Origin of the sequence: Kribbella sp. NPDC051952 (assembly GCF_040680855.1) — a bacterium.
Lineage (GTDB): Bacteria > Actinomycetota > Actinomycetes > Propionibacteriales > Kribbellaceae > Kribbella.
In genome coordinates this window covers 1-23,342 of record NZ_JBFAXQ010000031.1, presented here as the reverse complement: position 1 = coordinate 23,342, position 23,342 = coordinate 1, and the positions used below count along the sequence as shown (strand labels likewise).

Sequence of the window (23,342 nt, the reverse complement as noted above, 5' to 3'; positions counted from 1 at the left end):
CCGTGAATTACGTGACGTCACCGCTTGGCTGGAGAAGCTGGGTGTTCAGTCCGATGGGGCTTTGTGGGGCATGAGGGCTACGACCGGGAGGCTGAGGACGGTGGCGGCGAGGACGACTATGAGGGTGAGCTTCATGGCGTGGTCGAGGCCCGCGGGCGCGGCGTGGAAGAAGGTCGAGGTGACCGCGGCGGAGCCGATGGCTGAGGCGAGTTGCTGGATGGAGCTGAGGGAGCCGCTGGCGCTGCCGGCCTCGTCGGGCTTCGCGTCGCCGAGGGCAACGGCCGGGATCGTGGCGAAGGAGAGACCGATGCCGACGCCGATGACGAAGAAGGCCGGGGCCAGCGACCAGAGGCTGAGGTCGGTACCGGAGTTGGTGATGAGGGCCAGGACCCAGGCGCAGCCGGCGAGGGTGACGAGCAGGCCGATGACGACGAGCCGGCGGCCGAGTTTGGCGACCAGTCCACCCATGGCGGCGAACGCGGCGGCGATGGTGCCGACCGTCAGCGGCAGGAGCGAGAGTGAGGCGTCGCGTGCGCTGGCGTGCAGTCCCTCCTGCAGGAACAGGGACAGGACGAAGATCAGGCCCGTACCGGCGGCGAAGACGACCAGGCCGACGAGCATCCCGGACGTGAAGCCCCGGTTCTTCAGCAACGAGGGTGTGATGAGCGGATCGGCTGCCGTGCGCTGACGGTAGGCGAACGCGGCCAAGGCAACGATACCGACGGTGATGGTGGCGACGGGGATGGTCGTCCAGCCGTTGGTGGAGCCGTCGATCAGGCCGTACAGCAGTCCGAACATGGCCGCGGCGAGCAGGCCGGAGCCCCAGCCGTCGATGACGGTGGACCGGTCGCCGTCGTCACGTGGCAGGAGCTTGACGGCCAGGACCAGCCCGATGCCGCCGAGGATGACGTTGGCCAGGAAGATCGGGCGCCAGGACAGACCGAACAGGTCGGCGCTGATGATGAATCCGGCCAGGATCGGGCCGCCGATGCTGGACAGGCCGAGGACCGGGCCGAACAGCCCGAACGCCTTGGCGAGCATGTCGCGGCTGAATGCCTTGGTCATGATCGCCATGCCCTGCGGGATGAGCAGCGCCCCGAACGCTCCCTGGACGACCCGGGCGGCGATGAGCAGCGTCGGGTCGGGGGAGAACCCGGCCACCGCTGAGGCGAGGGTGAATCCGGTGATGCCGATCAGGAAGAGCCGGCGCTGGCCGAACTTGTCACCCAGTCGTCCGCCGACCACGAGCAGGACGCCCATGGCGAGCATGTACGCCGGTCCCAGCCACTTGATCAGGCTCTCACCGCCGTTCAGGTCACTGGCGATGGTGGGAGCGGCGATGTTCGTGATGGTCGCATCGATCACGTCGAGAGCATCGGCCAGCAGCACCAGCCCCAGAATCGCCCACATCCAGCGACTCGAACGAGGGGAGGTGACTGTGCCCGGTTCTACGAGGGTGGTCATGAGTGGTATGCCTGCTTTCTGCCGTGGGCAACCCGCTCCGGGCGGCCTCTCACTGCTTCTACGAACACCCCGGACCTGATCCGACACAGGCTGAGAAAATGACAAGCGGTGGGGCTGTGAGAGGTGCCAGGATGCCGGGCATGGTCGTGCGCGCGTTGAGCTTCGGGACGGTGGCGGAGGCGTACGAACGTTTTCGTCCTGGCTATCCGGTGGAACTTCTCGACGTGGTGACGGAGTACGCCGGTGGGCCGATTCGGACTGCCCTCGAGTTCGGCGCTGGGACAGGCAAGGCGACGCGCGTGTTCGCGCGGGGAGGGATCGCGGTCACGGCGACCGAGCCTGACGCGGCGATGCTCGCGGAGCTGCGCAAACACGTGCCGGCAAACGTCACCGCCGTGCAAGCCGCCTTCGAGGACTTGCCGCTGGATTCGTCGTACGAGCTGGTGTATTCGGCTGCCGCGCTGCATTGGACCGAGCCTGAGGGCCGGTGGGCTCGGATGGCTGCGCTGGTCCGGCCGGGTGGGGTGTTCGCCTCGTTCGCGGTGCCGATCCAGCTGGCCGACCCGGACCTCAAGGAGGCCGCGCGGGTGGCACGTGCGCCGTACCTGGAGACCGACGGCGTTCCGTCGCCCGACGACAGACCGCCCGCGGACCGCCCGATGGAGTGGCCGGGCACGGAGCTCGAGCAGTCCGAGTGGTTCAGCGATGTCCAGCAGTCGGTGCTCGAACGGCGCCTGACGATGAGCTCTCGTGACTACATCGGTCACCTCTCGACGGTCTCGGCGTACGTGCTCCTCCCACCCGCCGATCGGGACCAGGTCTTCCGCCGAATCCTCCAGGTCCTCCCCGAAACCGTGGAAATCAACGCCGAAATCACCACCCACCTCGCCCGCCGATCAAACTTCCGGAAGGCCTCCGTCCGGAACCTGGTGTAGATCAGGGTGCATGGCTCTCCCCACTGATCTGGTTGCGCCCGTACGAATTGGCCGAGGCGGGTTTCGACGCCGTCGCTCCGGACCTGCGTGGGTACGGCGATTCCGATTTCGCGCCCGACGACTTCTACGACCTCAACGCGTTCAACGCCGACCTGACCGGCCTGTTCGACCAGCTCGGCTGGGACCGGGCGGTCGTTGCCGGTCATGATCTGGGCGCGATGATCGCCATCGACCTGGCGAACCGTCACCCCGACCGGGTGGACCGCCTGGTGATCCTCGATGACTCCATGGCCGACCTGGGTGAGGCGTTCGCAGCGGCTGGTATCCCGCCGACTCGCCCCAAGCCCGCCGTCTACGACTACCACCGTCTCCAAGGGCACCACGCCGACGCATTGGTCGCCGAACTGGACACCCCTGAGCGGCGGCGGCGCTACATCGGTGAGTTCTACGGTCATCGCCTGTGGTGTCCGCCCGATGCCTTCGACGAAGCGGACCTGGCCTTCCTGACCGAGCCGTACGGCGACGCGGCCCGGCTCCGGGCCGCGTTCGCCGACTATGAGGTTGTCATGGGCAACCGGTCGCTGTCGGCCCCGGAGCTGCTGGACCGGCCGGTCCAGCGGCCGGCGCTGGTACTGATCGGGGAGGACCAGGTGACCAAAGGCGACCACGCCGAACAGCGGTGCGCGGTCGCCTTTCCTGCGGCGGTCGGTCCGTTCTGGGTGAAGGGCGCGGGCCACTTCATGCCGTGGGAGCGGCCGGAGACGGTCAACCGGGCCATCGCCTCGTTCTGCGGTGACCTGCTTGCCGTCCGGAACCATTCCTAGCGGGGTTCGAAGTGGGTCCAGGTCTTGCCGTGGTTGGTGCTGGTGATGGCCTGGTTGCCGCCGTACTGCATGCCGTAGACGAAGTCGCCTACCGCCCTCAGCTCGCCCAGGTCGGTCGGCGGTGTGAACGACGCACCGGCACCAGGCCGGAGGAGTTCGCGCTCCTTTCCCTGATACAGCGCCAGCCCCGTTCCGTTGTCGAAAGCAACGGGAGACTGCAGGTACGGCGAGTCCCGGGTGGCCACCGTCGTCCAGTGTTCGCCCCGGTCGGTGGACAACCGTAGCGGCACCATGTCCTGCGGCTCGCGGGGCTTGCTGCCGGGGATCACCACCAGCGTCTTCCCGTCGGGGCTGACCCCCAGCCCGCCATTCGTCCGACCCGCGCTGATGACGGAGTGGCCCCAGGTCTTGCCGCTGTCGTCGGTCCAGTAGATGTTGCCGACGCCACTGCTCTTGGCGGCGACCATCCACCACCGTCCGGTGCGGTCGCGGAAGGGCTCGTAGGCATTGTCGATCCCGGGGATCTTCACCTCCCGCAGCACGCCGGTCTCCGGATTCAGCGCCCGTAGGGTGCCGTACGCCATCAGTACGTCGCCGGCGCCGAACTCGGTGGTCGGCGGAGCCCAGCGCAACCTCTTCTCGGTCCGGCCCTGATCCGTCAGCCGGACCATCACCGACTGGGCCCAGGTCGGATCGCTGCCCTTCATGCTCGTCGGCATCGACAGTGCCAGCGCCTCGTCACCGTCCCGCACCACGACGTACGGGTTCTTGCGCACCGGCGCGGTGGCCCGTACGCCGTCGCGGCTGAGCACCGCGGCGGACTTCCAGGTGTATCCCGGCTGGGATACCGCCCACACCGCGGCCCACCGCGTCGGTGTTCCGTACGCGATACCGAAAGCGCCGGCCCTCTTGTCGTGAATCACCTGCTCGGCCGCCTGGTCGAGCGGCATCGACGCCGGGTGTTTCTCGGTGCCGATCACGTTCCCCAGCGGGAGGACGGCAGCCAGTACGGCGATCGTCACCGCCGCGACGACTCCCGCGCCGGTCAGCGCCTGCCGACGGTGCCGGCGGCGGACAGCACGGCGCTCCAGTGCCTCGAACGGCAGCGGCTGGACGGTCTCCTGGACCTCCCAGGACAGTTCTTTCAGCTCAGACATGGTTGACCTCCTCGACGTCGTCGGCGAACTCGTGGACCAGTGGTGCCAGCCGGGCCCTGCCCCGGGACAGGCGAGCCTTGACCGTCCCCTCCGGAACACCCAGCTGTACGGCGATCTCACTCACCGGCAGATCGACGATGTGGTGCAGCACGATCGCCTCGCGTTGTTCGTAGGGGAGCTGCCGCAGGGCCTCGACCACCGCGACCCGGTCCGCGGACAGCCCGGCCGTCGTGGTCTCGGGGACACCTGTGCGGGAGAGCAACCCGTGGAATCGGGTCGCGCGACGGTAGTGCCGGCGTACGGCGTTCAGCGCGACTGTGCGCAGCCATGCCTCCGGGTTGTCGACCTGGGCGAAGCGCCGAGGTTTCTCGACCGCCCGGACGAACGCCTCCTGGACGGCGTCCTCGGCCTCGCCCAGATTCCCGCAGATCGCGAACAGTTGCCCGACCAGCCGCCGGTAACACCCCTCATACAGCTCGCGCACCGTGTCGCCGTCAGCCATCACCACTCCCAGATCGGACCCTTTTGCCTGCACGAGTCCTGGCGGAACGATCCGGTTGCATCACCGAAGCACGACGTCGATCGGCAGCACACAGCCTCTCCCGGCGGCTGCGGGAGCACAAACGACTTCTCAGACCTTCGCGACGACCAGCGCGGCTGCGCTCGGGAGTGGCTCGACGATCGGCGCGAGGCCGAGCTCGGCCAGGCGGCGGGCGGTGTCGGCCAACGGCCCACCGGCGATGATCACCGACTCTGCGCCGTCGGCGACGCAGCCACGGACCGCGTCGGCCAGCTCGCGGAACTGACGTTCGGGGTCAGCCGCGAGTACCAGGGGTTCGGACTCGGTCAGCCGGACGCCGGTGAAGGTGGTCCGGTGACCCCAGCGGGCGACCAGCGCCGTGAGCGAGTCCGCGAGTAACGGCGTACTGGTCGCCATGCCGAACCGGGATCCGTCCCGCGCGGCGGCGAGGATGGACGCCTGCCCGATCCCGACCACCGGCAGCTCCAGCTCTGTCTCGAGCCGATCCCGCCCGGGATCACCGATCGCCGCGACGATCACCGCGACAACGTCCCGATCGCCGACCGGTGCCGCGAGGCGGCGGCGGACGGCCTCGAGGACGTGGGTCTCGGCCGCGGCGAGGGTGGTGGGGTCGGCCAGCATCCGTGGACCGTGCGCGACCGTGATGCCCTCGACCGCCAACCCGGCCGTAGCCAGCTCCGGACGGACCAGCTCAGTCATCATCGCGGTGGTCTGCTCGTTGGTGTTCGGGTTGACGACGAGGACGGTCGGCACGGTCTCCTCCATCGATCAGGGCTCGAGGTCGAGCAGGCGGGCGGGGTTGGTCTTGACCATGGTGTTGATCTCGTCGACGGTGAACTCGAGATCCAGCAGCGAACTGATCAGCGTCCGCATGCCCTCGACCGGCGTCGGGCCGGACCGGATCCCGTAGTCGGTGCCGAGGACGAAGTGCTCGACGCCGATCTCGCGGATCTGTCGCGCCCACGGCATGATGCCGCTGAACTCCGGCGCGTTCGCGATCCCCGCGATCTCGTCGGCCCACTCGCGCTCGACGTAGTAGTTCGTCCGCGGCAGCCCCCGATGGAACATCCAGTCCGAGACGGCGCCCTCGAGCAGCACACCTTTCTCGGCGAGCTTGCGCTGCTGCTCGACCGTCATCCGGCCGCGGCACGGATGCGGTACGACGATCTTCGTGATCCCGGCGTCGAGAGCCAGGTCGGACAGCCGGATCGCCTCCTCGACCGAGACGTGCCCGGTGTTGAGGTGGACGTGCGGATGCGCCGCGATCAGCTCCAGGATCTCGGCCAGGTCGTCCGGCACCGAACCGTCGAGCGGGATCCGGATCGAGCGGTCGAGCTCCTTCTGGAACTCGGGGTACCGATCCTTGAACAGGACCGGCTTCCCGTCGACGTAGCTGCCCTCGTGGCTGGCCATGAAATGGGTGCAGTGGGCACCGAAGTGCACGAACCGCGCGCCGGCGCCGTACTGCAGTGCCGTCTTCACCGCCCTCGGGTTCAGGCCGCCGAGGACCGACGTCATGATGATCCCGCCGTACACGTCGATGCCGGGCACCTGGCGGGTCGTCAGCAGTGACGTGCCGCAGCTCATCCCGAGCGTGTGGTCGAGGTACATCACCGCTCGCATGCCGACGTCCCTGGCCTGTTCGGCGATCTGAAACGGATCGAGCCGGCCGGGACACGACCGCAGCCAGGGGCCGGCGTGCACGTGGATGTCGATCGCGCCCCGGAGCAGCTCGTCGGGAAGCTCCATCGAGCGGTTGTCAAAGGTCTCCGCGAGATCGGTCATGGAGTCCGATCCGTCCTTTCTGTGGTGGGTTCCTTGCTGATGAACGTGAAGATGAGCACCACCGCGACCAGCTCGACGCAGGCGATGATGACCAGCCCGAGAGAGTAGGAGTCGCTGGCCGACTTCATGGCGCCCAGGAACTGGGGCGAGAAGTAGCCGGCGAGGTTGGCGCACGAGTTGATGAGTGCGACGCCGCCGGCGAGCGCGGTGCCGGACAGGAAGCGCGTCGGGATGCTCCAGAACACCGGGATCGAACCCATCGTGCCCGCGGCCGCGATCGCGAGGCCCGCGATGACGCCGACCGTGCTGCCCGCATGTTGTGCGAGCGCCACCAGTACCAGGCCGGACGCGCCCACCGCCGCGGCGCAGGCCGTGTGCCAGCGCGCCTCGTGGCGCCGGTCCGACCACCACCCGTTGACGATCATGCCGAGCCAGCCGAACGCGAAAACGGCGGACATGATCCACCCGATCGTCGCGAGGTCGTCGAACCCGGCTGCCGCGACCAGGCTCGGCCCGTAGAACGACAGCGTCGCGTTGCCACAGATGATGCAGAACAGCGTGAGGATCAGTACCCAGGTACTGCGCAGCCGTAGCGCACCCCGCAAGGAGTGTTCGCGGCCTCCGAGCTCCGCGGCCTCCGCCTGCAGCTCGTGCTCGACATGAGCACGCTCATCGTCGGTGAGCCAGGTGGCGTTCCTCGGTCGGTCAGTGAGCAGGAAGTAGGCGAGCGCACCGAGCAGGATCGACGGCGCTCCCTCGATCACGAACAGCCACTGCCAGTCCGCATGACCGAGCAGCCCGTCGGTGTACTTCATGATGTAGCCGGCGATCGGGCTGCCGATCAGCAGCGCGAGCGGCGAGGCGGACATGCAGATCGCGACCGCCTTGCCCCGGCGATGGGTCGGCAACCAGTAGGTCAGGTAGACGATGATGCCCGGGTGCAGTCCGGCCTCGAAGGCGCCCTGGAGGAACCGCAGGACGTAGAAGTGCCACGGCGCGCTGACCCATGCCATCAGGATCGAGACCACGCCCCACCCGAGGGCGATCCGCATGATCGTCTTGGGTGCGCCGATCTTCTCCAGCAGCAGGTTGCTCGGCACCTCGAACAGGAAGTACCCGAGGAAGAAGATCCCGGCGCCGGCGCCGTAGACGGCCTCGCTCCAGTGCAGGTCCTCGAGCATCGTCAGCTTCGCGAAGCCCACGTTGACGCGATCGACCCAGGCGATGACGTAGACGAGCGTGATGAACGGGACGATCTGGAGCACCACGCGCCGGAAGATCCGGTCGCGCTCGGCGCTCGTCGTGGTCGTCGTCGACAGTTCAGCCATCGATCGTCCTCCCACGGCAGATGTCGCGGATGTGGTCGGCGCTGTCGGCGATGTAGCGGACCGTTTCGCCGTACCCGAAGGGCTGCGCGGCGTACGTCGCGAGGTCCGGCAACTCGCCGGCCGCGATCCGCGCCTCGTACTGGCGGACCAGGCCGAGGTAGGCCGCGAACTCCTGGACCGTCAGGTCGGGATGGGCGGCGAGGAACTCCTCCTCGTAGACCTCCAGCAGCCACTTCTCCGGCGGCCGCGGCCGGTCGTCGTACGACTCGTAGTTCTCGATCGTGAGGTTCAGCGTGGGGTTCGCGTCGAGGATGATCGGCAGCACCTCGGCGAAGTCCACGACGCCCGTTCCGCACGGCCGGAGCTGGTAGTAGAGACCGTCCTCACCATGGGCGAGATGGGCGTCCTTGATATGACTCTGGCGGACATACGGCGCGACCCGCCGGGCGGTCCACACTGGGTGCTCGATCCGGTGCAACGGGTTGGCGGTGTCGTAGACGATCCCGGTCACGTCCGGCCCCACGGTCTCCACCAGCCGGACCAGTTCGAACGAGCTGATCTCCTCGTGGGTCTCGAGGTTCACGTGGATGCCGAGGTCACGAGCGAATGGCGCGAGCCGCAGCAGGAAGCGTTCGATCGCAACCAGTTGCTCGTCCCAGGTGACGTCCGTACGGAACCGATCCCAGGCCCATCGCCCCCGGAATTGGGGCTTGAACAGTGCCGTCGACGACCACAGCTCGTAGCAGTCGATCGCCGCGCACGCCTGCATCATCCGGCGGAACCCGAGCAACGTGTTGCCGTCGCCCACCGCCCGCAGCTCGGGAGCTTCCGGGATCGCGAACGGGTTGACCTTGCCGAGCCCGGTCTCGAGATACATACCGAGGTCGTCCGCGCAGGCCCGGACGTTCCGCAGTTCGCCGGGGTCCAGCGTCGGGCTGATGTCCAGCACGGACCGGAAGAAGACGCCCTCGAGGCCGAGTTGCTGGGCGTGCTCGATGGTTCCGAGTGGACCGCGCTTGGCCGATTCGGGGATCTTGAGTCCGTCGACGCCGACCCGCGGGGAGGTTGGCCTGCTGTCAGGTGCCATCGTGTCAGTTGCCATCGTGCAGCTCCTCCAGCGAACGTCCGAAGGTCTCCGGACCGAACGGCACGGCCACGAGGACGACCGCACACATCGCAGCGACGAGACTCAGTAGTGCGACCGGTCCCAGCGAACCGAGCAGAGCTCCGGCCAGCGGCGGCAGCAGAGCGCCGCCGATCATGCCGAGGTTCGAGATCACGCCGATCCCGAACGCGCGCACCCGGGTCGGGTACAGCTCGGGGCACCAGGTCGAGATCGAGCAGTTCGCCCACCACGAGAAGAACTCGAACAGGAACCCGAGCACCAGGATCGCGACCGCACCGTGGGCCAGGAAGGCGAAGGCCAGCGCGGAGATGCACGACAACGCGGCGGCGACGGCGATGGTCGGACGCCGGCGGAACCGTGCGTTCAGCGACGATGCGAACAGCGCTCCGCTGACGGCGCCGAGGAAGATCACCATCGTGAACCAGAGGCTGGTCGCGATGGCGTAGCCCTGCTCGACCAGCAGGACCGGCCAGAAGGTGAGGAGTACGAACTGCGCCCCGAACAGCGACGCCGTACAGGCTCCGAGCACCGCCGAGTTCCGCCCGAGCTGACCGCGCAGGATTTCGGTCCACCGTACGTCGGCCCGCCCGAGCCGGAGGTCGTGCGGCAGATAGTTCGTCACGCTCAGGCCGTCCGGGTTCAACCGGCCGGACGCGAGCACGCTGAGAGACCGGTTCGCCTCGGCGATGCGGCCCTTGCTCAGCAGGTACCGCGGCGTCTCGGGCATGTGCCGACGCGTCCAGAGAACGAGCAGTGCAGGCAGGCAGAGCAGCGCGAAGACCCAGCGCCAGCTCGCCTCCGGTCCGCCGAGCCACAGCGGCAGATCGGGACCGATCACGCCGACGATCACGAAGCCGAACAGGTAGGCGGCCGGGTTGCCCAGACCGCCGGCGCCCACTTGCAGTAGTCCCACCGCCGTACTGCGGTACTGCGTCGACGTCATCTCCGCGAGCAGCGCCAGTCCGACGACGAACTCACCGCCGAGGCCGAGACCGACGATCCCGCGGCCGATCACCAGCACCGGGAAATTCGGAGCCAGCGCACAGACCAGGGCGCCGACGCTGTAGAGCGCCAGGTTGAAGTTGAACATGGTCTTGCGGCCCTTGAGGTCGCTCAACCAGCCGCTGAGCGCGGCGCCGATGTACATCGCACCGAACGTCGCGGACGCCAGGAAGCCGATCCCGGCGGACGAGACGCCCCACTGCTCCTTGAGCGACGGTCCGACGATGCCGACGGTGTTCTGCTCGATCACGTCGAAGAACGCACCGAAGACGACGACGGCCAGGATGACCTTGTGACTGCGGGTGGTGCCGATGCGGTCCATCACGGCCGCGAGCAGCAGCAGCGCCCGCCTGCCGTCGTCGGGCGAGCGATCGCCCGCTGTGCTCGTGGTCGGTGCGAGCAGGACGTCCTGCTCAGGAATCTTTTCTAGCTCAGCCATCGTGCGCTCCTGACCACTGCCCGAAGAAGGATTTCCGCATATCGGAAACTCGATTCCGATTTCCTAGAGGCTGAACCCGACCATCCCTAGTGTCAAGGAGTTGGCTCATGCAATCCCACAGTCGAGGCGTGCCGCCGAGGCGCTGAAACTGTAGAATCATCCAGGACTTGGAGGCTGCCTGTGCTGCTGTCGGAATTGCTCGACGATCTCGGCCTGCGGGTGCTGTTCGCCGCGCCGCACGCGCCCGCGCAGCCGATCGGCCGGTTGGTGACCACCGACCTGCTCGAGCCCGGCCGCTACCTGAGCGGAGGCGAGCTCGTACTCAGCGGCCTCGTCTGGCACCGCGGTCCCGGTGACAGCGAGCGCTTCGTGACCGAGCTGTCCGGCCGGAACGTACACGCCCTACTGGCCGCGCGCGAGCGATTGGGCGAGGTCCCCGACGATCTGGTCGAGGCCTGCCGGGCGCACGGACTCACGTTGGTCGAGGTGCCGGCCGAGGTCGCGTTCACCGATATCACCGAGCACATCGCTGAGCACGACGCCGAGAGCAGCCACTCCCGTACGTCGGCCAGCCGCGTCCGTCAGCGCGAGATGCTTTCCGCGATCGCCGCCGGCCGCAGCCTGGACGAGCTCGCCGACCGGGTGTCGGTCGCGTTCGGCCACGTCTGCCGGGTGCTCACACCGTCGGGCCGCCACGTGGTGCCGGGCCCGGTCGAGCTCGACGACGCGATCGTGGATGCCGTCACGGCCGGCTTCCTCACCGCCGATCGGCTACCGGCGCCGATCGAGACGGCGTCGGCGACGTACAGCGTGTTCCCGGTCGGGTCCACGCTCGGCCAGCGGCTCACCACCTGGCTGGTGGTCGTCGACGGCGACCTTCGCACGTGGGCACGCGAGGAGGTCGACGCGGTCGGCGAACTCTGCGCGATCGCGTCGCTCGACCGCTCCCGGCGCGACGAGAGCCAGCGCGCACTCCGTCCGATCGCCGCCGAAGCCGTAGCGATGGTCGAGGCCGGGGCACCGGAAAGCGACGTACTGGCAGGGATCCGGCAGACCGGCCTGGCTACCGATGGGCCGATGGTCGCCGTCATTGTGGAGATCTCGGGCAGTGGTCCGCCGGAGGGTGCGCCGGCGCTGCTTGAGGACCTCGCGCTCGCGGTCAGCCGACCCGTGGTGGCTCGTAGCGCCGACGGTCTGGCCATCGCGTTCTTCCCGTACTCATCGGACCTGCCGGACCTCGTGCGCACCGCGTGCTCCCGCTTCGAGCCGGGCCTGCTGCCAGGCACCACGCTCTCCGTCGGCATCAGCCGACCGGCAGAGGTGTCCGCGCTCGCGGACGCGTTGCAGCAGGCGCGGTTCGCGCACGGCGTCGCCCGCGTCGGCGGTACGCCGGTCTGCGTGGTGAGCGCGGAGGATGTCACGTCTCACGTACTCCTGCTGGCCGCGGTCCCGGCCGACGTACGTCGTACCTATGCGACCAGCGTGCTCGCTGCGGTACTCGACCACGATCGCCGTACTCGCGGCGACCTTGTGTCGACGTTGTCCACGTTCCTCGACACCGCGTGCTCGTGGGCACGGACCGCGGAGCAGCTTCATCTCCACGTGAACAGCGTGCGGTACCGGATCGAACGGATCGAGGAACTCACCGGCCGCGACCTCTCCCGCTTCCACGACCGCGTCGACATGTTCCTGGCCCTGAAGTCGCTGTGACAGCTCCCACCCTGGAGGATCGCACCAAATCCGAATAGTCCCCGGATCCGCCGGTTCTAACGGCTATTCGGGTAGGAGTTCGATCCAGCCGCGGACGTCGTCGGCGGTCTCGGTGGCGGCCAGATCGGGATGGTCAGCGGCAACGTGCGCGAGGGTCAATGCAATCACCTCCTCGTCGGTCGCTCCTTGCGCCGTGTAGCCGCACTCGCACCGCACCTGTCGCGTTGTCATTGGTCTCCGCTCCTGCCTGGGCGCTCCACGTTATCGCCTGGAGTGAGCGGCTCGGGAAGGGTTTACTGTCGATCCATGACCGCCCGGATCCAGCTCTGTGGATCGTTCGTCGTCGAGCTGAGGCCCGGGGTCACGACCACGTTTCCGAGTCGTCAGACCCGGGTGCTCTTCGCGTACCTCGTGCTGTCCCGGCCACACCCGGTGACCCGGGACATGTTGGTCGACGCGCTCTGGGGGGACACCTCGCCGACCTCGGCGGCAGCGGCTCTGAGTGTTCTCATCTCGAAGCTTCGGACCACGGTCGGCAGTGACTTCATCCGCGGCCGGACCGAGGTCGCGATCGCACTCCCCGATGACGTCCAGATCGACGTGGAGACAGCGTTCGCGGCCCTTCACACGGCGGAGTCGGCGGTCGCGATGGGGGACTGGCAGCGCGCCTGGTTCAGTGCGTTGACCGCGCAGTTCAACGCGCGGCGCACCCTGCTGCCGGAGGCCGAACTGGCCTGGGTCGATTCCTGGCGTCGACGTCTCGCGGACGTGCGCGTCCGGGCCTTGGAGGCCTACGCCTCGGCCTGCCTCGAGCTGGGTGGGCCGGAGCTGCCCGGCGCCGAGCGCGCTTCCCGCGAGCTCCTCGAAGTCGCTCCACTGCGCGAGACGGGCCATCTGATGTTGATGCGCTCGCTGGCAGCGGCCGGCAACACGGCCGAGGCGCTCGCGGTGTACGAGCGACTGCGACGGCACCTGCGCGACGAGCTCGGCGTGAACCCCAGTCGCGACCTGCAGGACGCCTACCAGGCATTGCTCAGCTGACGGGACCGCGCCAAGGTTTGAGAAATGTTGCGCCAAGGGAGCTCGTCGAGGCTGGCCTTCCGACGTTCCCGACGCAGCAGGAGACCATCATGACCACGCTAGAAGAGGCCGCAGCATCCACCGTCAGGATCGACGTACCCGGCTTCCGCGGGGAGCTCGTCGAGCCCGGCGATCCCGGGTACGACGAGGCCCGCGCTGTCTACAACGGTGCGATCGACCGTCGCCCGCGGATCATCGCGCGCTGCGTCGACACCGCCGACGTGATGGCCGCAGTGACAGTGGCACAAGCCCGAGGGCTGACCATCGCTGTCCGCGGCGGCGGCCACAACGCCGGTGGCCTCGGCGTTTGGGACGACGCGCTCGTCGTCGACCTGTCCGCGATGCACGCCGTACACGTCGATCCGGCTGAGCGACTCGTGCGGGTCGAGGGTGGCGCTGTGTGGGCGGACGTGGATCACGCCACCCATCCGTTCGGGCTTGCGGTTCCGAGTGGATGGGTGTCGTCGACCGGCGTCGGCGGACTCACGCTGGGCGGCGGGATCGGGTACCTGGCCCGGCAGTTCGGGCTCACCATCGACTGCCTGCTGTCGGCCGACGTGGTGCTGGCCGACGGCACGATGGTCACTGCCGACGCCGAGCGGCACCCCGACCTGTTCTGGGCGCTGCGCGGCGGCGGTGGCAACTTCGGCATTGTCACCTCGTTCGTGTTCCGCGGTCAGCCGGTGCGCGACGTGGTGGCCGGCCCGATGATGTTCGACATCAATCGCACCGGCGAGGTACTGCGGGCCTACGACCGGCTCCTCGCCGAGTCGCCGGAGACCCTCAGTGGCTGGTTCGGATTCTTCGAGGTGCCGCCCGCGGAGAGCTTCCCCGTCGAGCTTCATGGACGTACGGTGGCCGCGATCATGTGGTGCTACAACGGCCCGGCTGTCGACGTACCCGCGCTCCTCGCGCCGCTGCGTGCCTTGGAGCCGTTGCTCGATGGTGTCGGTGAGCTGCCCTGGCCCGCGCTGCAGTCGATCTTCGATCCGCTGCTGCCCGCCGGGATGCAGTGGTACTGGCGTGCCGATTTCGTCGACGAACTCACCGACGAGGCGATCGCGATCCACGTCGACTACGGCAGCAGGCTCCCGACGCCGCTGTCGACGATGCACCTCTACCCGGTGGACGGCGCAGCCCAGCGAGTCGGTGCCGGCGAGACGGCGTACGCCCATCGGCAGGCGAGGTATTGCCAGGTCATCGTCGGCGTGGATCCGGATCCCGCGAACCTGGAGCCGATGACCGAGTGGGCCCGTGAGTACCACGACGCGCTCCACCCTCACTCGGCCGGCGGCGCCTACGTGAACATGATGATGGACGACGAGGGACCGGACCGGGTCCGCGCCAGCTATCGGGAGAACTTCGAGCGGCTGGTCGAGATCAAGCGTCGCTACGACCCGGACAACGCCCTCCACATCAACCAGAACATCTCACCGAACGAGCCGCCGCGATGAGCCGGACCGTGCTGGTCGTGGGTGCGGGCATCGCCGGCCTGGCCGCCGCTCGCGCCCTCGGCCGGCACGGCCTCGAGTACCGGGTCGTCGAACGGCGACCACACCCTTCGACAGCAGGGCTCGGACTCAACCTGCCCGGCAACGCCGTCGCGGCTCTCGCGGTGCTCGGGGCGGCCGACGACGTCCGGGCCGCAGGTGTGCCGGTCGCGCGACGGGAGTACCGCACGGCCGGGGGCCGACTGCTGTTCGACGTCGACGAGGCGCGGTTCTGGTCGGGGACGGCCGGCTCGATCTGCGTCCGGCACCAGGTGGTGCTGGATGCCCTGACGGCCGGCGTCTCGGTCGACCATGCCGTGGCGGTGGCATCCCTGGAACAGCAGGCGGATGGCTCCGTGAACGTTCTCTTCGCCGACGGGAGCGAGGACCGCGTCGACTTCGTGGTCGCCGCGGACGGCGTCCACTCGACCGTGCGCTCGGCGTTGGCGCCCGCGACTCCACGGCCCTCCCTGATGACGGCCGCCAGTTGGCGGTTCATCACCGCGAACCCCGGCGTCGATTGCTGGACTGCCTGGACCGGCCGGGGTTGCACCTTCCTCCTGATCCCGGTCGCGCCCGGCGAGGTGTACGCCTACGCATCCAGCAGCCAGGGGGTGGACATCGCGACCCTTGCTCACGCGTACGCCGCTTTCCCAGAGCCGGTCACCCGCGCGGTCGCCCAGGCGCTCGCGGCGCCGGTTCCGCCGTACCACTCGCCAGTCGAGGAGGTCCGGATCCCGACCTGGCACCACGGCCGCGTCACCCTGGTCGGCGACGCCGCACACGCGACCGGCCCCGTCTGGGCCCAGGGCGCCGCGATGGCCATGGAGGACGCGATCATCCTGGCCGACTTGCTCGCCGAAACCGACGACTGGTCGACCGTGGGATCCCTCTGGGAACAGGTACGGCGTCCTCGGGTCGAGCACGTCCAGCGCGCCACCGACCAGCTGTCCCGCCTGGCACGCCTGCCATCCTGGCTGTCCCATCCCGTGGCCCCATTGATGGGCCCGCGTGCCTACCGAGCCACCTACGAACCACTACGGATTCTCAAGAAAACTTGACACGGTGTGTCAGTGATGGGCGCTAGTGTCTCCTCGCGATCGAGCCTGCTGTGGGCCCGATCAACAGGCGAGGAGAAATGCATGGTCGATGCGGCGAGCAAGCTGAGTGGTCTGATTCCTGGGGCAACCGAGGCGGAAAGTCTGCCTCCGGTCGCGGATCGGGAGGCGTTCCAGGCCCAGCTGGATGAGCTGCGGGTGCGGGAGAAGGTCCACACGCGCGAGGGCGATGCGATCGCGGCGGCCCGGCGGCGGCTGCCGATGGTCGAGGTGGATGCCGGCACCGAGTTGATCGGCGAGAACGGTCCGACGACTCTGCTCGACGCGTTCGGAGGGCGGCGGCAGCTGCTGACCTACTACATGATGTGGTACCCAGGCCGACCTGCGGACGAGCAGTGCGAGGGCTGCACCTGGAACAACACCCAGACCGACGAGCGCTCCTACCTGGAATCCCGCGACATCACTTACGCGGTGCTCTGCCAGGGTCCGTACGACGAGAGCCGCCGCTACCGCGACTTCATGGGCTGGACGATGCCGTGGTACTCGGCGCAGGCGTCGCTCGAGACCTTGCTGGTCGGCCGTTCGATCGGCTCCATGCACATTGTCTGCTACCTGCGTGACGGCGATCGCGTCTTCGAGACCTACTGGACGACCGGCCGCGGCGTGGAGGCGATGGACATCAACTACCGGCTCATCGACCTGACCGTCTGGGGACGTCAGGAGCCGTGGGAGGACTCGCCCTCCGGCTGGCCGCAAGGCTGGGGTGTCAAGGATTCAGCCGACCCACGGACCCGGTACGACGGAATCACCCGCGCGAACGGACGCCCCATCGCGCAGTGGTCGCGCCTCGCCGCAGGCCGATCCGACGACCTCGCCGGCGGCGCATAACCGCGGGGATCGAAGCCCGTCAGCGATCGGTCAGCGGTTCGTCAGAGCAACCGGGCATCGTTGACGGGCACAAGGTAATTCACGCCGACTGGTTCAAGCTCTCTCGCGAGCTCGGACGTGTCGTGGAGGGGTGGAATGGGGATGGCGGAACGGGCGGGGCGCAAGGAATGGATCGCGCTCGGTGTACTCGCGTTGCCGTTGTTGCTGGTTTCGATGGACGTGTCGGTGTTGTACTTCGCGGTTCCGTTCATCTCGTCAGATCTCGGTGTATCGGTGACCGAGCAGCTGTGGATCTTCGACATCTACGGGTTCGTGCTGGCCGGCCTGTTGATCACCATGGGTTCGCTGGGTGACCGGATCGGGCGGCGCCGGCTGCTGATCTTCGGTGCGATCGGATTCGGGCTGGCCTCGGTGGCAGCGGCGTACGCACAGAACCCGGAGCAGCTGATCGCGGCCCGCGCCATCCTCGGCATCGGCGGCGCGACCCTGATGCCGTCGACGCTGGCGCTGATCCGCAACATGTTCCACGACGCGGGGCAGCGGTCGAAGGCGATCGCGTTCTGGAGCGCGGTGATGATGGGCGGCATCTCGCTCGGGCCGGTGCTCGGTGGGTTCCTGCTCGAGCACTTCTGGTGGGGCTCGGTCTTCCTGATCAACACCCCGGCGATGGTGCTGCTCCTCGTGCTGGCTCCGGTTCTCCTGCCCGAGTTCAAGACGCCGGTCAAGGGCCGCTTCGACCTGTTCAGCTCGCTGCTCTCGCTGGCCGCCGTACTGCCGGCGATCTGGGGGATCAAGGAGCTCGCCGCGAACGGCCTCGAGATCCTGCCGATCGTCAGCATCGTCGCCGGTCTGCTCGTCGGGTTCGGCTTCATCCAGCGGCAACGTACTGCGGACCACCCGATGATCGAGCTGGCCATGTTCGGCAACCGGGCGTTCAGCGGCGCGCTCGTCGCCAACACCATCGCGACGCTGGCGCTGGTGGGCAACGCGGTCTTCATGACCCAGTACCTGCAGCTGGTGCATGAGCTGAGCCCCTTCACCGCGGCGCTGTGGTCGCTCGCGCCGTCGGTGGGGGTTGCGATGGCTGCCCCGCTGGCCGCCGTACTGGCGGGCAGGATCGACCGTGCTTACGTGATCGGGACCGGGTTCGCACTGGCCGCGGCCGGCTATGTCGTCCTGACCCAGGTGCAGGCCGAGACGCGACTGGTCGGCGTACTCACGGGTGCCGGGTTGCTGGCCGGGGGACTGGTGATGGTGATGTCGCAGGTGACCGAGGCCGTCGTGGGAGCTGTCGCTCCGGAGCGGGCTGGTTCCGCGTCTGCGGTGATGGAGACCTGCTCGGAGTTCGGCGGGGCGCTGGGGATCGCTGTCCTGGGGTCGATCGGCACAGCGGCGTACCGCGCCGACGTGCCGGCCGGCCTGCCGGCAGAGGTGGCCGGTGCGGTCCGCGAAGGTTTACCTGCCGCCACTGCCGCGGCCGCGCATCTGCCGGGACAGATCGCTCAGACCGTTCTGACCACCGCGCAGCATGCTTTCACCCACAGCATGAATGTGGTCGCGCTGGTCGGGGCCCTCCTTCTGCTGGCCACCGCGATCACCTCAACTCTCACGCTCCGCGGAACTGCTCAGGCTCAGGAGCCGGCAGCGGCACCGACTCCACTGGCCGATCCCCGCCCGTCGGTACTCGGTCAATGACCTGTCAGCGATCGGTCAGGACCGTCGGGCATGGTTGGAGCGCACAACGGATGAGCGGGTGATGCGGCCGGCCCATCACTGCCCGTCCCGATGGTGCACCGGTAGGTCGCCCCTCCGACGCGCCGGTGCACCATCCCTCTCGGTGGGCGTTTGCTCCCGCCTCGACGCACTGATTGGAGAACCAGTGCCATGAACCTCCACGGTGAGACGGTCCTGGTCATCGCCCTGGTGCGAGACGTCACCACGCCGGCGGCGGTCGCGCCGAATGAGATTGCCCAGGGCAAGAATGTCGCCGACGCAGCCAAGGTCGCGGGCATTCGGCACCTGGCGCAGTCGCACCCGTTGATGGCCTGATCCGGGCGGAGATGACGGTGATGAGCGAGCCGCAGGGGGTCCTGGTACCGGATCTGTCGATGTTGTCCGTGACGTTGGAGACGTTGCAGGGGGAGAGCGGCAGTATCGCGGATCCGCTGCGGTTGCGGATGCTTTCGTTGATGCACACACCGTCGGGGCGTGCCGCGTTGCGCCCGATGGTGACGCCACCCGGGCAGCGGCGGCAGATTCCGTCGGCGGTGGCGCCGCTGACACCGACCGGAGATCTGTCGATCGCGACGCAGGTGGACGCGCTCCGGTCGAACCACAACGACCGGCTGCGCGCCAACCTGATCGAGATCTACTCCGACCGGATTCCGGCGGTCTGGCGGGCGGCGGCCGAGCGACCGGCCCGCTGGTCCCGATCCCTCGGCGACGTGCTCGCGGACGTCTGGAACGGCCTCGGCCACGATGCCTGGAACCGATCCCGCCCGGCGATCGACCGCGAGCTCCGGCGCCAGGAGGACCTGGCCGGCCGCGGCGCCGCTGACGCGCTGTACAACACCCTGTCGCCCCGGATCGGGTACGCCGATGACGCGTTCGTACTCGACGGCCGCGTTCGGGTCCCCGTGAACGGCCGGCGGATCGTGCTCGCGCCGATGATCTCCGCCCCGGACTCGATGGTTGTCGAGAACAACGATCCGGTCGCGGTCGTGATCGGCTACCCACTCCCCGGCGCGCTGGCCAACTGGACGCGTCCGGCGCGTGCCGTCCAGGAGATCGATGACCCGCTGGCCACCGTGGTCGGCCGCTTCCGTGCCGACGTACTGCGCAACCTCGACCACCGGACGACCATGAGCGCGCTCGCCGCCAGGCTGAACTGTCCCCCGAGCAGCCTCACCCACCACTGCAACACGCTGGAAAGCGCCGGCCTGGTCGAACGCGTCCGCCAAGGCCGCTCGATCGCCATCCACCGCACCGCCCGGGGCGCGGCCCTGCTGGACGTCTTCAGCTGACGGAGCTCCGCAGGTCCGTCAGCGAACCGTCAGCGATCCGTCAACGCCGCCGGGCACACTGGTCCTGGGCTTGTTGCCTACAGCATGTAATTTCACCAGGATCGAAAGGACGACCTGAATGCGTTGGAAGTTTGCCGGATCCCGTCGGCGGATAGCGCTCGGAGCGGGTGCCGTCGCGACCGTCGCCGGGCTGGTGGCGGGTGGCGTGGCAGTTGCCGGCAATGCCGGCGCGGCGCAGACCGGCGCGACGGCGACGTCGTACCGGACCCAGCTGATCGAGATGCGGACCGCGGGCAGCAAGGGGTACTTCTACACCGCCAGCCAGTCCGAGTACCTGAACGCGCCGAAATACGGGATGAAGTTCACCGGCCAGGTGCCGGGGTATGTGGCGAATACGGCGATCCGCGGCACGGTGCCTGTGTACCGGCTGAAGATGAAGACCCGGGCGTCGTACCTGCTGTCGATCTCGGCCGCCGAGCGGAACAAGCTCACGGCGTCAGGCGCATGGGTGTACCAGGGTGTCGTCGGCCGGGTTCCGGTGGCCGCGGCGGCCGACCGGGTCAAGATCTATCGGGTCTCGAAGAGCGGCATCGGCTGGCGGGTGCTCCGCACTGCCCAGGCCGCGGCGTACGTGAAGGCCGGCTGGCACCTGGACGGCTTCATGGGCTACGTCTGGACCCACAAGTAGGGCAGCTCGCCGGACCGCTCTCGGGACGGGACCGGCGCGACGTCTCCGCCGTACGAGTGAGCCAACGAGTGAGCCAACGAGTGAGCCACTGTGCGGTGAGAATGGCGTCTGTGGAGTTCCAGGTGCTCGGTACGGTCGGGGCCGTCGGTGACGACGGCCCCGTTGGGCTGGGTGGCGGCCGGATGCGGACCCTGCTCGCGGCGTTGCTGCTGCGAGCGGGGCGCGTGGTGACTGTCGACCAGTTGCGTCTCGACGTCTGGGGCGAGGAATCGTCGTTGAGCCCGCGCGGCGTGATCCAGGCCGGAGTCTCCAGGCTCCGGCGGGCGCTGGGGGACACGGACGCAACCCTGATCCGGACCGATCCCAGCGGCTACCTGATCGATCTCGACGGGCACACCACGGATCTGCAACAGTTCCGCGAATTGACGGCCGCGGCACGCAAGGTCGATCAGCCCACGCACCGGATCGAGCTGCTCGACCGGGCACTGGGGTTGTGGCGAGGTGACCCGCTCCAGGGTGCTACCACCGGGACGCTCGTCGATCGTCACGCGTCGGCGCTCGCTGAGGAGCGCCTGGCCGCCGCAGAACTACGTGCGGCGGCCAGGCTGCACAGCGGTGCGGTCGATGCGGCGATTGCCGATCTCGCCGCGCTGACCACGAGCAGCCCGCTTCGTGAAGGGGCCTGGCTGCTGCTGATGCGGGCCTTTGTGGCGGCCGGTCGATCGGGCGAGGCGCTCGCCGCGTACGACGCCGTCCGTCGCGTGCTCGCCGACGAGCTGGGGGCCGACCCCGGACCGGAACTCCGCGACCTGCACCAGACGATCCTGGCCGGGGCGACGAGTCCGGTCGACAGCTGGCCGGTCCGCACCAGGCTGCCGTTGACCGTCGCAGGCTTTGTCGGGCGCGACGACCTGGTGCGGCAACTCCGAGCCACCCTCGCGGATGCCGACGGGACGCCGGTTGTCGCACTCTCGGGCTTGCCGGGCGTCGGCAAGACGACCCTGGCGATCCGGGTCGCCCATGAGCTGAGATCCACCTTTACCGACGGGCAATGGTTCGTGGCGTTGCGCGGCGGCGGAGGCGTGCCACGAGACCTTGCCGAGGTGTGCGGCGAGCTGCTGACCTACTGCGGGGTGCCTGCGGACGTCATTCCTACCGGGCTCGAGGCCCGGGCGGGTCTGCTTCGGCAGACACTGACCGGACGACGTGTGCTGCTGATCCTGGATGATGCCGGCGCGGACGGGGACGTGGAGTCGTTGCTGCCCAACTCGGTGGGCGCCGCTGTGCTGATCACCAGCCGGCACCGCCTCGGGGCGTTGGCGATCTCGGTGGGAGCCCGGTGCCGAACCGTCGATCCGCTGGCGCTGCCGCAAGCTCGTGACCTGTTGCTGGCCGCCGAACCAGGGCTGGCCGAAGGAGAGGCACTCGACGAGCTGGTCAGGTTGTGTGCCGGCCTGCCGCTCGCACTCCGGATCGCTGCTGTTACGGCCGCCGGCTTGAACTTGTCGACGTACGTCGCACACTTGCGTGACGGCAGTCGGCTGGATCGATTGTCGCTGGGGCCCGGGCACCTGGGCGGCGTCCGCGCGGCCTTCGACCTTTCCCATCGAGCGCTTCCACCGGCCGAGCGGGAGTTGTTCGCGCTGCTCGGACTGCACCCCGGCCACGAGTTCGGCGCCGGGGTCGCTGCGGCGCTGACGGGCCGCTCGCCCGCAGATGCCGCCGGATCGCTGAGTCGGCTGGCCGATGCCAGTCTGCTCATCCGTGTCGACGTGGATCGGTACGCCTTCCACGACTTGTTGCTGGAGTACGTCTGCGAGCAGGTCTCGAAGTACCCGCAGGCAATCGTCGCCAGGGCCCGGATGCTGGACTGGTACCTGTACTCCGCCGCCGCGGCGGCGGGCCAGATCTACGACAGCGGCATCGCCGGTATCAGCGATCCGCCCCCGACGGGACTCGTGCCCGAGTCGGTCGTGGGTGTGGATGCGGCGCTCGGCTGGTTCGACCGCGAGTGGGACAACCTCGTCGCTGCGGTGCAGTGGGCCTCCGAGCACGGTTTGGACGACCGGTGCTGGCAGTTGGCGGCCAGCTTGTGGCGGTACGTCGAGGCCCGGCGCCGCTGGCAGGATCACCGGACTCTCTTCGCCACCGCAGTCGACGCAGCGCGGCGTACCGGTCAGGTCCAGGGGCTCGGGGGTCTGTTGAACGACTACGGCAACGCCCAGCTGATGTCAGGCCATCCGGACCGCGCCATCGACGCGTTCGAGGAAGCACACGAGCTGGCCCGGCGGGCGAACGACAGCCGCCGCGAGGCGGTCGCGACCGGCAATCTCGGACGCGTTCTGCACCTCGAGAACAGGCATGCCGAAGCCGTGCCCTACTACCGTGAGTGCTACCAGCTCTGCGGCAAGACCGAGCAACCTCTGGGACAGGCGAATGCCATCACCAACCTGGCCTCGTGCCTGATGCGCCTGGGTGATCTGGACGGTGCCGAAGAAGCCGCCGCCGAGGGGTATGAGATCTACCGGACGTTCGAGTACCGCCGTGGCCTCGCCATGGCAGCCGGCAGTCGGGGCGAGATCCAACTCGAGCGCGGCAACTACCGCGAAGCCCTGGTGCATCTGACCGAGTGCCTGGACCTCTTCCGCCAGCTGGGCGATCCCAGCATGGAAGCCGAAGCCCAGGTGGTCATCGCCCTCACGCAGGAGAAGGTCGGCGACCTCACGGCCGCGCGGCTCGCGGCTGCCAAGTTCGTCCAGTTCGCCAACCTGAGCGGCGGTCCGCAGACCACCGAGGCGTTCCGG

The 23,342-nt window shown here is 68.5% G+C and carries 21 protein-coding genes; 12 read left to right on the top strand and 9 right to left on the bottom strand.

The window, feature by feature from the left end; translation table 11 throughout:
* Window positions 1–45 precede the first annotated feature (45 nt).
* Window positions 46–1,410 (bottom strand): MFS transporter, encoded by a 1,365-nt coding sequence (locus tag AB0L70_RS36090; RefSeq protein ID WP_363691325.1) that lies wholly within the window; start codon window positions 1,408–1,410, stop codon window positions 46–48.
* A gap of 185 nt (window positions 1,411–1,595) precedes the next feature.
* Here AB0L70_RS36090 and AB0L70_RS36085 point away from each other — a divergent pair, with 185 nt between their 5' ends.
* Window positions 1,596–2,399: a class I SAM-dependent methyltransferase gene (locus AB0L70_RS36085; RefSeq protein ID WP_363691323.1), complete on the top strand. Its 804-nt coding sequence runs from the start codon at window positions 1,596–1,598 to the stop codon at window positions 2,397–2,399.
* A complete protein-coding gene (locus tag AB0L70_RS36080; RefSeq protein ID WP_363691378.1) occupies window positions 2,360–3,223 on the top strand; it encodes an alpha/beta hydrolase in 864 nt (287 codons plus the stop codon). Before AB0L70_RS36085 ends, AB0L70_RS36080 begins: the two co-directional genes overlap by 40 nt.
* On the opposite strand, the gene AB0L70_RS36075 is transcribed toward AB0L70_RS36080, so the two are convergent.
* From AB0L70_RS36075 to AB0L70_RS36045, 7 genes are all read right to left on the bottom strand, one after another.
* The gene (locus AB0L70_RS36075) at window positions 3,220–4,380 is read right to left on the bottom strand and encodes a hypothetical protein (RefSeq protein ID WP_363691322.1); all 1,161 of its coding nucleotides are present in this window, start codon (window positions 4,378–4,380) and stop codon (window positions 3,220–3,222) included. The two genes, AB0L70_RS36080 and AB0L70_RS36075, sit on opposite strands and share 4 nt — an antisense overlap.
* Window positions 4,373–4,882: an RNA polymerase sigma factor gene (locus AB0L70_RS36070; protein WP_363691321.1), complete on the bottom strand. Its 510-nt coding sequence runs from the start codon at window positions 4,880–4,882 to the stop codon at window positions 4,373–4,375. The genes AB0L70_RS36075 and AB0L70_RS36070 overlap by 8 nt, the downstream gene beginning before the upstream one ends.
* Window positions 4,883–5,011: 129 nt before the next feature.
* Window positions 5,012–5,686: an aspartate/glutamate racemase family protein gene (locus AB0L70_RS36065; protein WP_363691320.1), complete on the bottom strand. Its 675-nt coding sequence runs from the start codon at window positions 5,684–5,686 to the stop codon at window positions 5,012–5,014.
* A 3-nt stretch (window positions 5,687–5,689) separates the two neighbouring features.
* Window positions 5,690–6,706, bottom strand: coding sequence for a DUF6282 family protein (locus AB0L70_RS36060; RefSeq protein WP_363691319.1), 1,017 nt, complete (start codon window positions 6,704–6,706; stop codon window positions 5,690–5,692).
* Window positions 6,703–8,034, bottom strand: coding sequence for an MFS transporter (locus tag AB0L70_RS36055; protein WP_363691318.1), 1,332 nt, complete (start codon window positions 8,032–8,034; stop codon window positions 6,703–6,705). Before AB0L70_RS36055 ends, AB0L70_RS36060 begins: the two co-directional genes overlap by 4 nt.
* Window positions 8,027–9,136, bottom strand: a complete 1,110-nt coding sequence (locus AB0L70_RS36050; RefSeq protein ID WP_363691317.1) for a sugar phosphate isomerase/epimerase family protein — start codon at window positions 9,134–9,136, stop codon at window positions 8,027–8,029. The genes AB0L70_RS36055 and AB0L70_RS36050 overlap by 8 nt, the downstream gene beginning before the upstream one ends.
* A complete protein-coding gene (locus tag AB0L70_RS36045) occupies window positions 9,126–10,601 on the bottom strand; it encodes an MFS transporter (protein ID WP_363691316.1) in 1,476 nt (491 codons plus the stop codon). The genes AB0L70_RS36050 and AB0L70_RS36045 overlap by 11 nt, the downstream gene beginning before the upstream one ends.
* Before the next feature lie 180 nt (window positions 10,602–10,781).
* On the opposite strand from AB0L70_RS36045, the gene AB0L70_RS36040 reads away from it, so the two are divergent.
* Window positions 10,782–12,311 carry a helix-turn-helix domain-containing protein gene (locus tag AB0L70_RS36040; RefSeq protein ID WP_363691315.1) on the top strand — a complete coding sequence of 510 codons (1,530 nt, stop codon included), beginning with the start codon at window positions 10,782–10,784 and terminating at the stop codon, window positions 12,309–12,311.
* A 63-nt stretch (window positions 12,312–12,374) separates the two neighbouring features.
* Here AB0L70_RS36040 and AB0L70_RS36035 read toward each other — a convergent pair whose 3' ends face one another.
* Window positions 12,375–12,542 (bottom strand): DUF1059 domain-containing protein, encoded by a 168-nt coding sequence (locus AB0L70_RS36035; protein WP_363691314.1) that lies wholly within the window; start codon window positions 12,540–12,542, stop codon window positions 12,375–12,377.
* A 75-nt stretch (window positions 12,543–12,617) separates the two neighbouring features.
* Between AB0L70_RS36035 and AB0L70_RS36030 the strand changes: the two genes are divergently transcribed.
* The 9 genes from AB0L70_RS36030 to AB0L70_RS35990 form a co-directional block, all read left to right on the top strand.
* Complete coding sequence (locus AB0L70_RS36030; protein WP_363691313.1) at window positions 12,618–13,352, top strand: BTAD domain-containing putative transcriptional regulator; 735 nt, start codon at window positions 12,618–12,620, stop codon at window positions 13,350–13,352.
* An 89-nt stretch (window positions 13,353–13,441) separates the two neighbouring features.
* Window positions 13,442–14,845, top strand: a complete 1,404-nt coding sequence (locus AB0L70_RS36025) for an FAD-binding oxidoreductase (protein ID WP_363691312.1) — start codon at window positions 13,442–13,444, stop codon at window positions 14,843–14,845.
* Window positions 14,842–15,942 (top strand): FAD-dependent monooxygenase, encoded by a 1,101-nt coding sequence (locus AB0L70_RS36020; protein ID WP_363691311.1) that lies wholly within the window; start codon window positions 14,842–14,844, stop codon window positions 15,940–15,942. Before AB0L70_RS36025 ends, AB0L70_RS36020 begins: the two co-directional genes overlap by 4 nt.
* 81 nt (window positions 15,943–16,023) lie before the next feature.
* A complete protein-coding gene (locus AB0L70_RS36015; protein ID WP_363691310.1) occupies window positions 16,024–16,827 on the top strand; it encodes a DUF899 family protein in 804 nt (267 codons plus the stop codon).
* Between the two features lie 141 nt (window positions 16,828–16,968).
* Window positions 16,969–18,522 (top strand): MFS transporter, encoded by a 1,554-nt coding sequence (locus AB0L70_RS36010; RefSeq protein WP_363691309.1) that lies wholly within the window; start codon window positions 16,969–16,971, stop codon window positions 18,520–18,522.
* 189 nt (window positions 18,523–18,711) lie between these two features.
* Window positions 18,712–18,876: a hypothetical protein gene (locus AB0L70_RS36005; protein ID WP_363691308.1), complete on the top strand. Its 165-nt coding sequence runs from the start codon at window positions 18,712–18,714 to the stop codon at window positions 18,874–18,876.
* Between the two features lie 20 nt (window positions 18,877–18,896).
* Complete coding sequence (locus AB0L70_RS36000) at window positions 18,897–19,850, top strand: helix-turn-helix domain-containing protein (RefSeq protein WP_363691307.1); 954 nt, start codon at window positions 18,897–18,899, stop codon at window positions 19,848–19,850.
* A 118-nt stretch (window positions 19,851–19,968) separates the two neighbouring features.
* On the top strand, window positions 19,969–20,538 hold the full coding sequence (locus tag AB0L70_RS35995; RefSeq protein ID WP_363691306.1) for a hypothetical protein: 570 nt from the start codon (window positions 19,969–19,971) through the stop codon (window positions 20,536–20,538).
* Window positions 20,539–20,639: 101 nt separating this feature from the next.
* Window positions 20,640–23,342: BTAD domain-containing putative transcriptional regulator (locus tag AB0L70_RS35990; RefSeq protein WP_363691305.1), on the top strand; the 2,703-nt coding region annotated here is incomplete at its 3' end.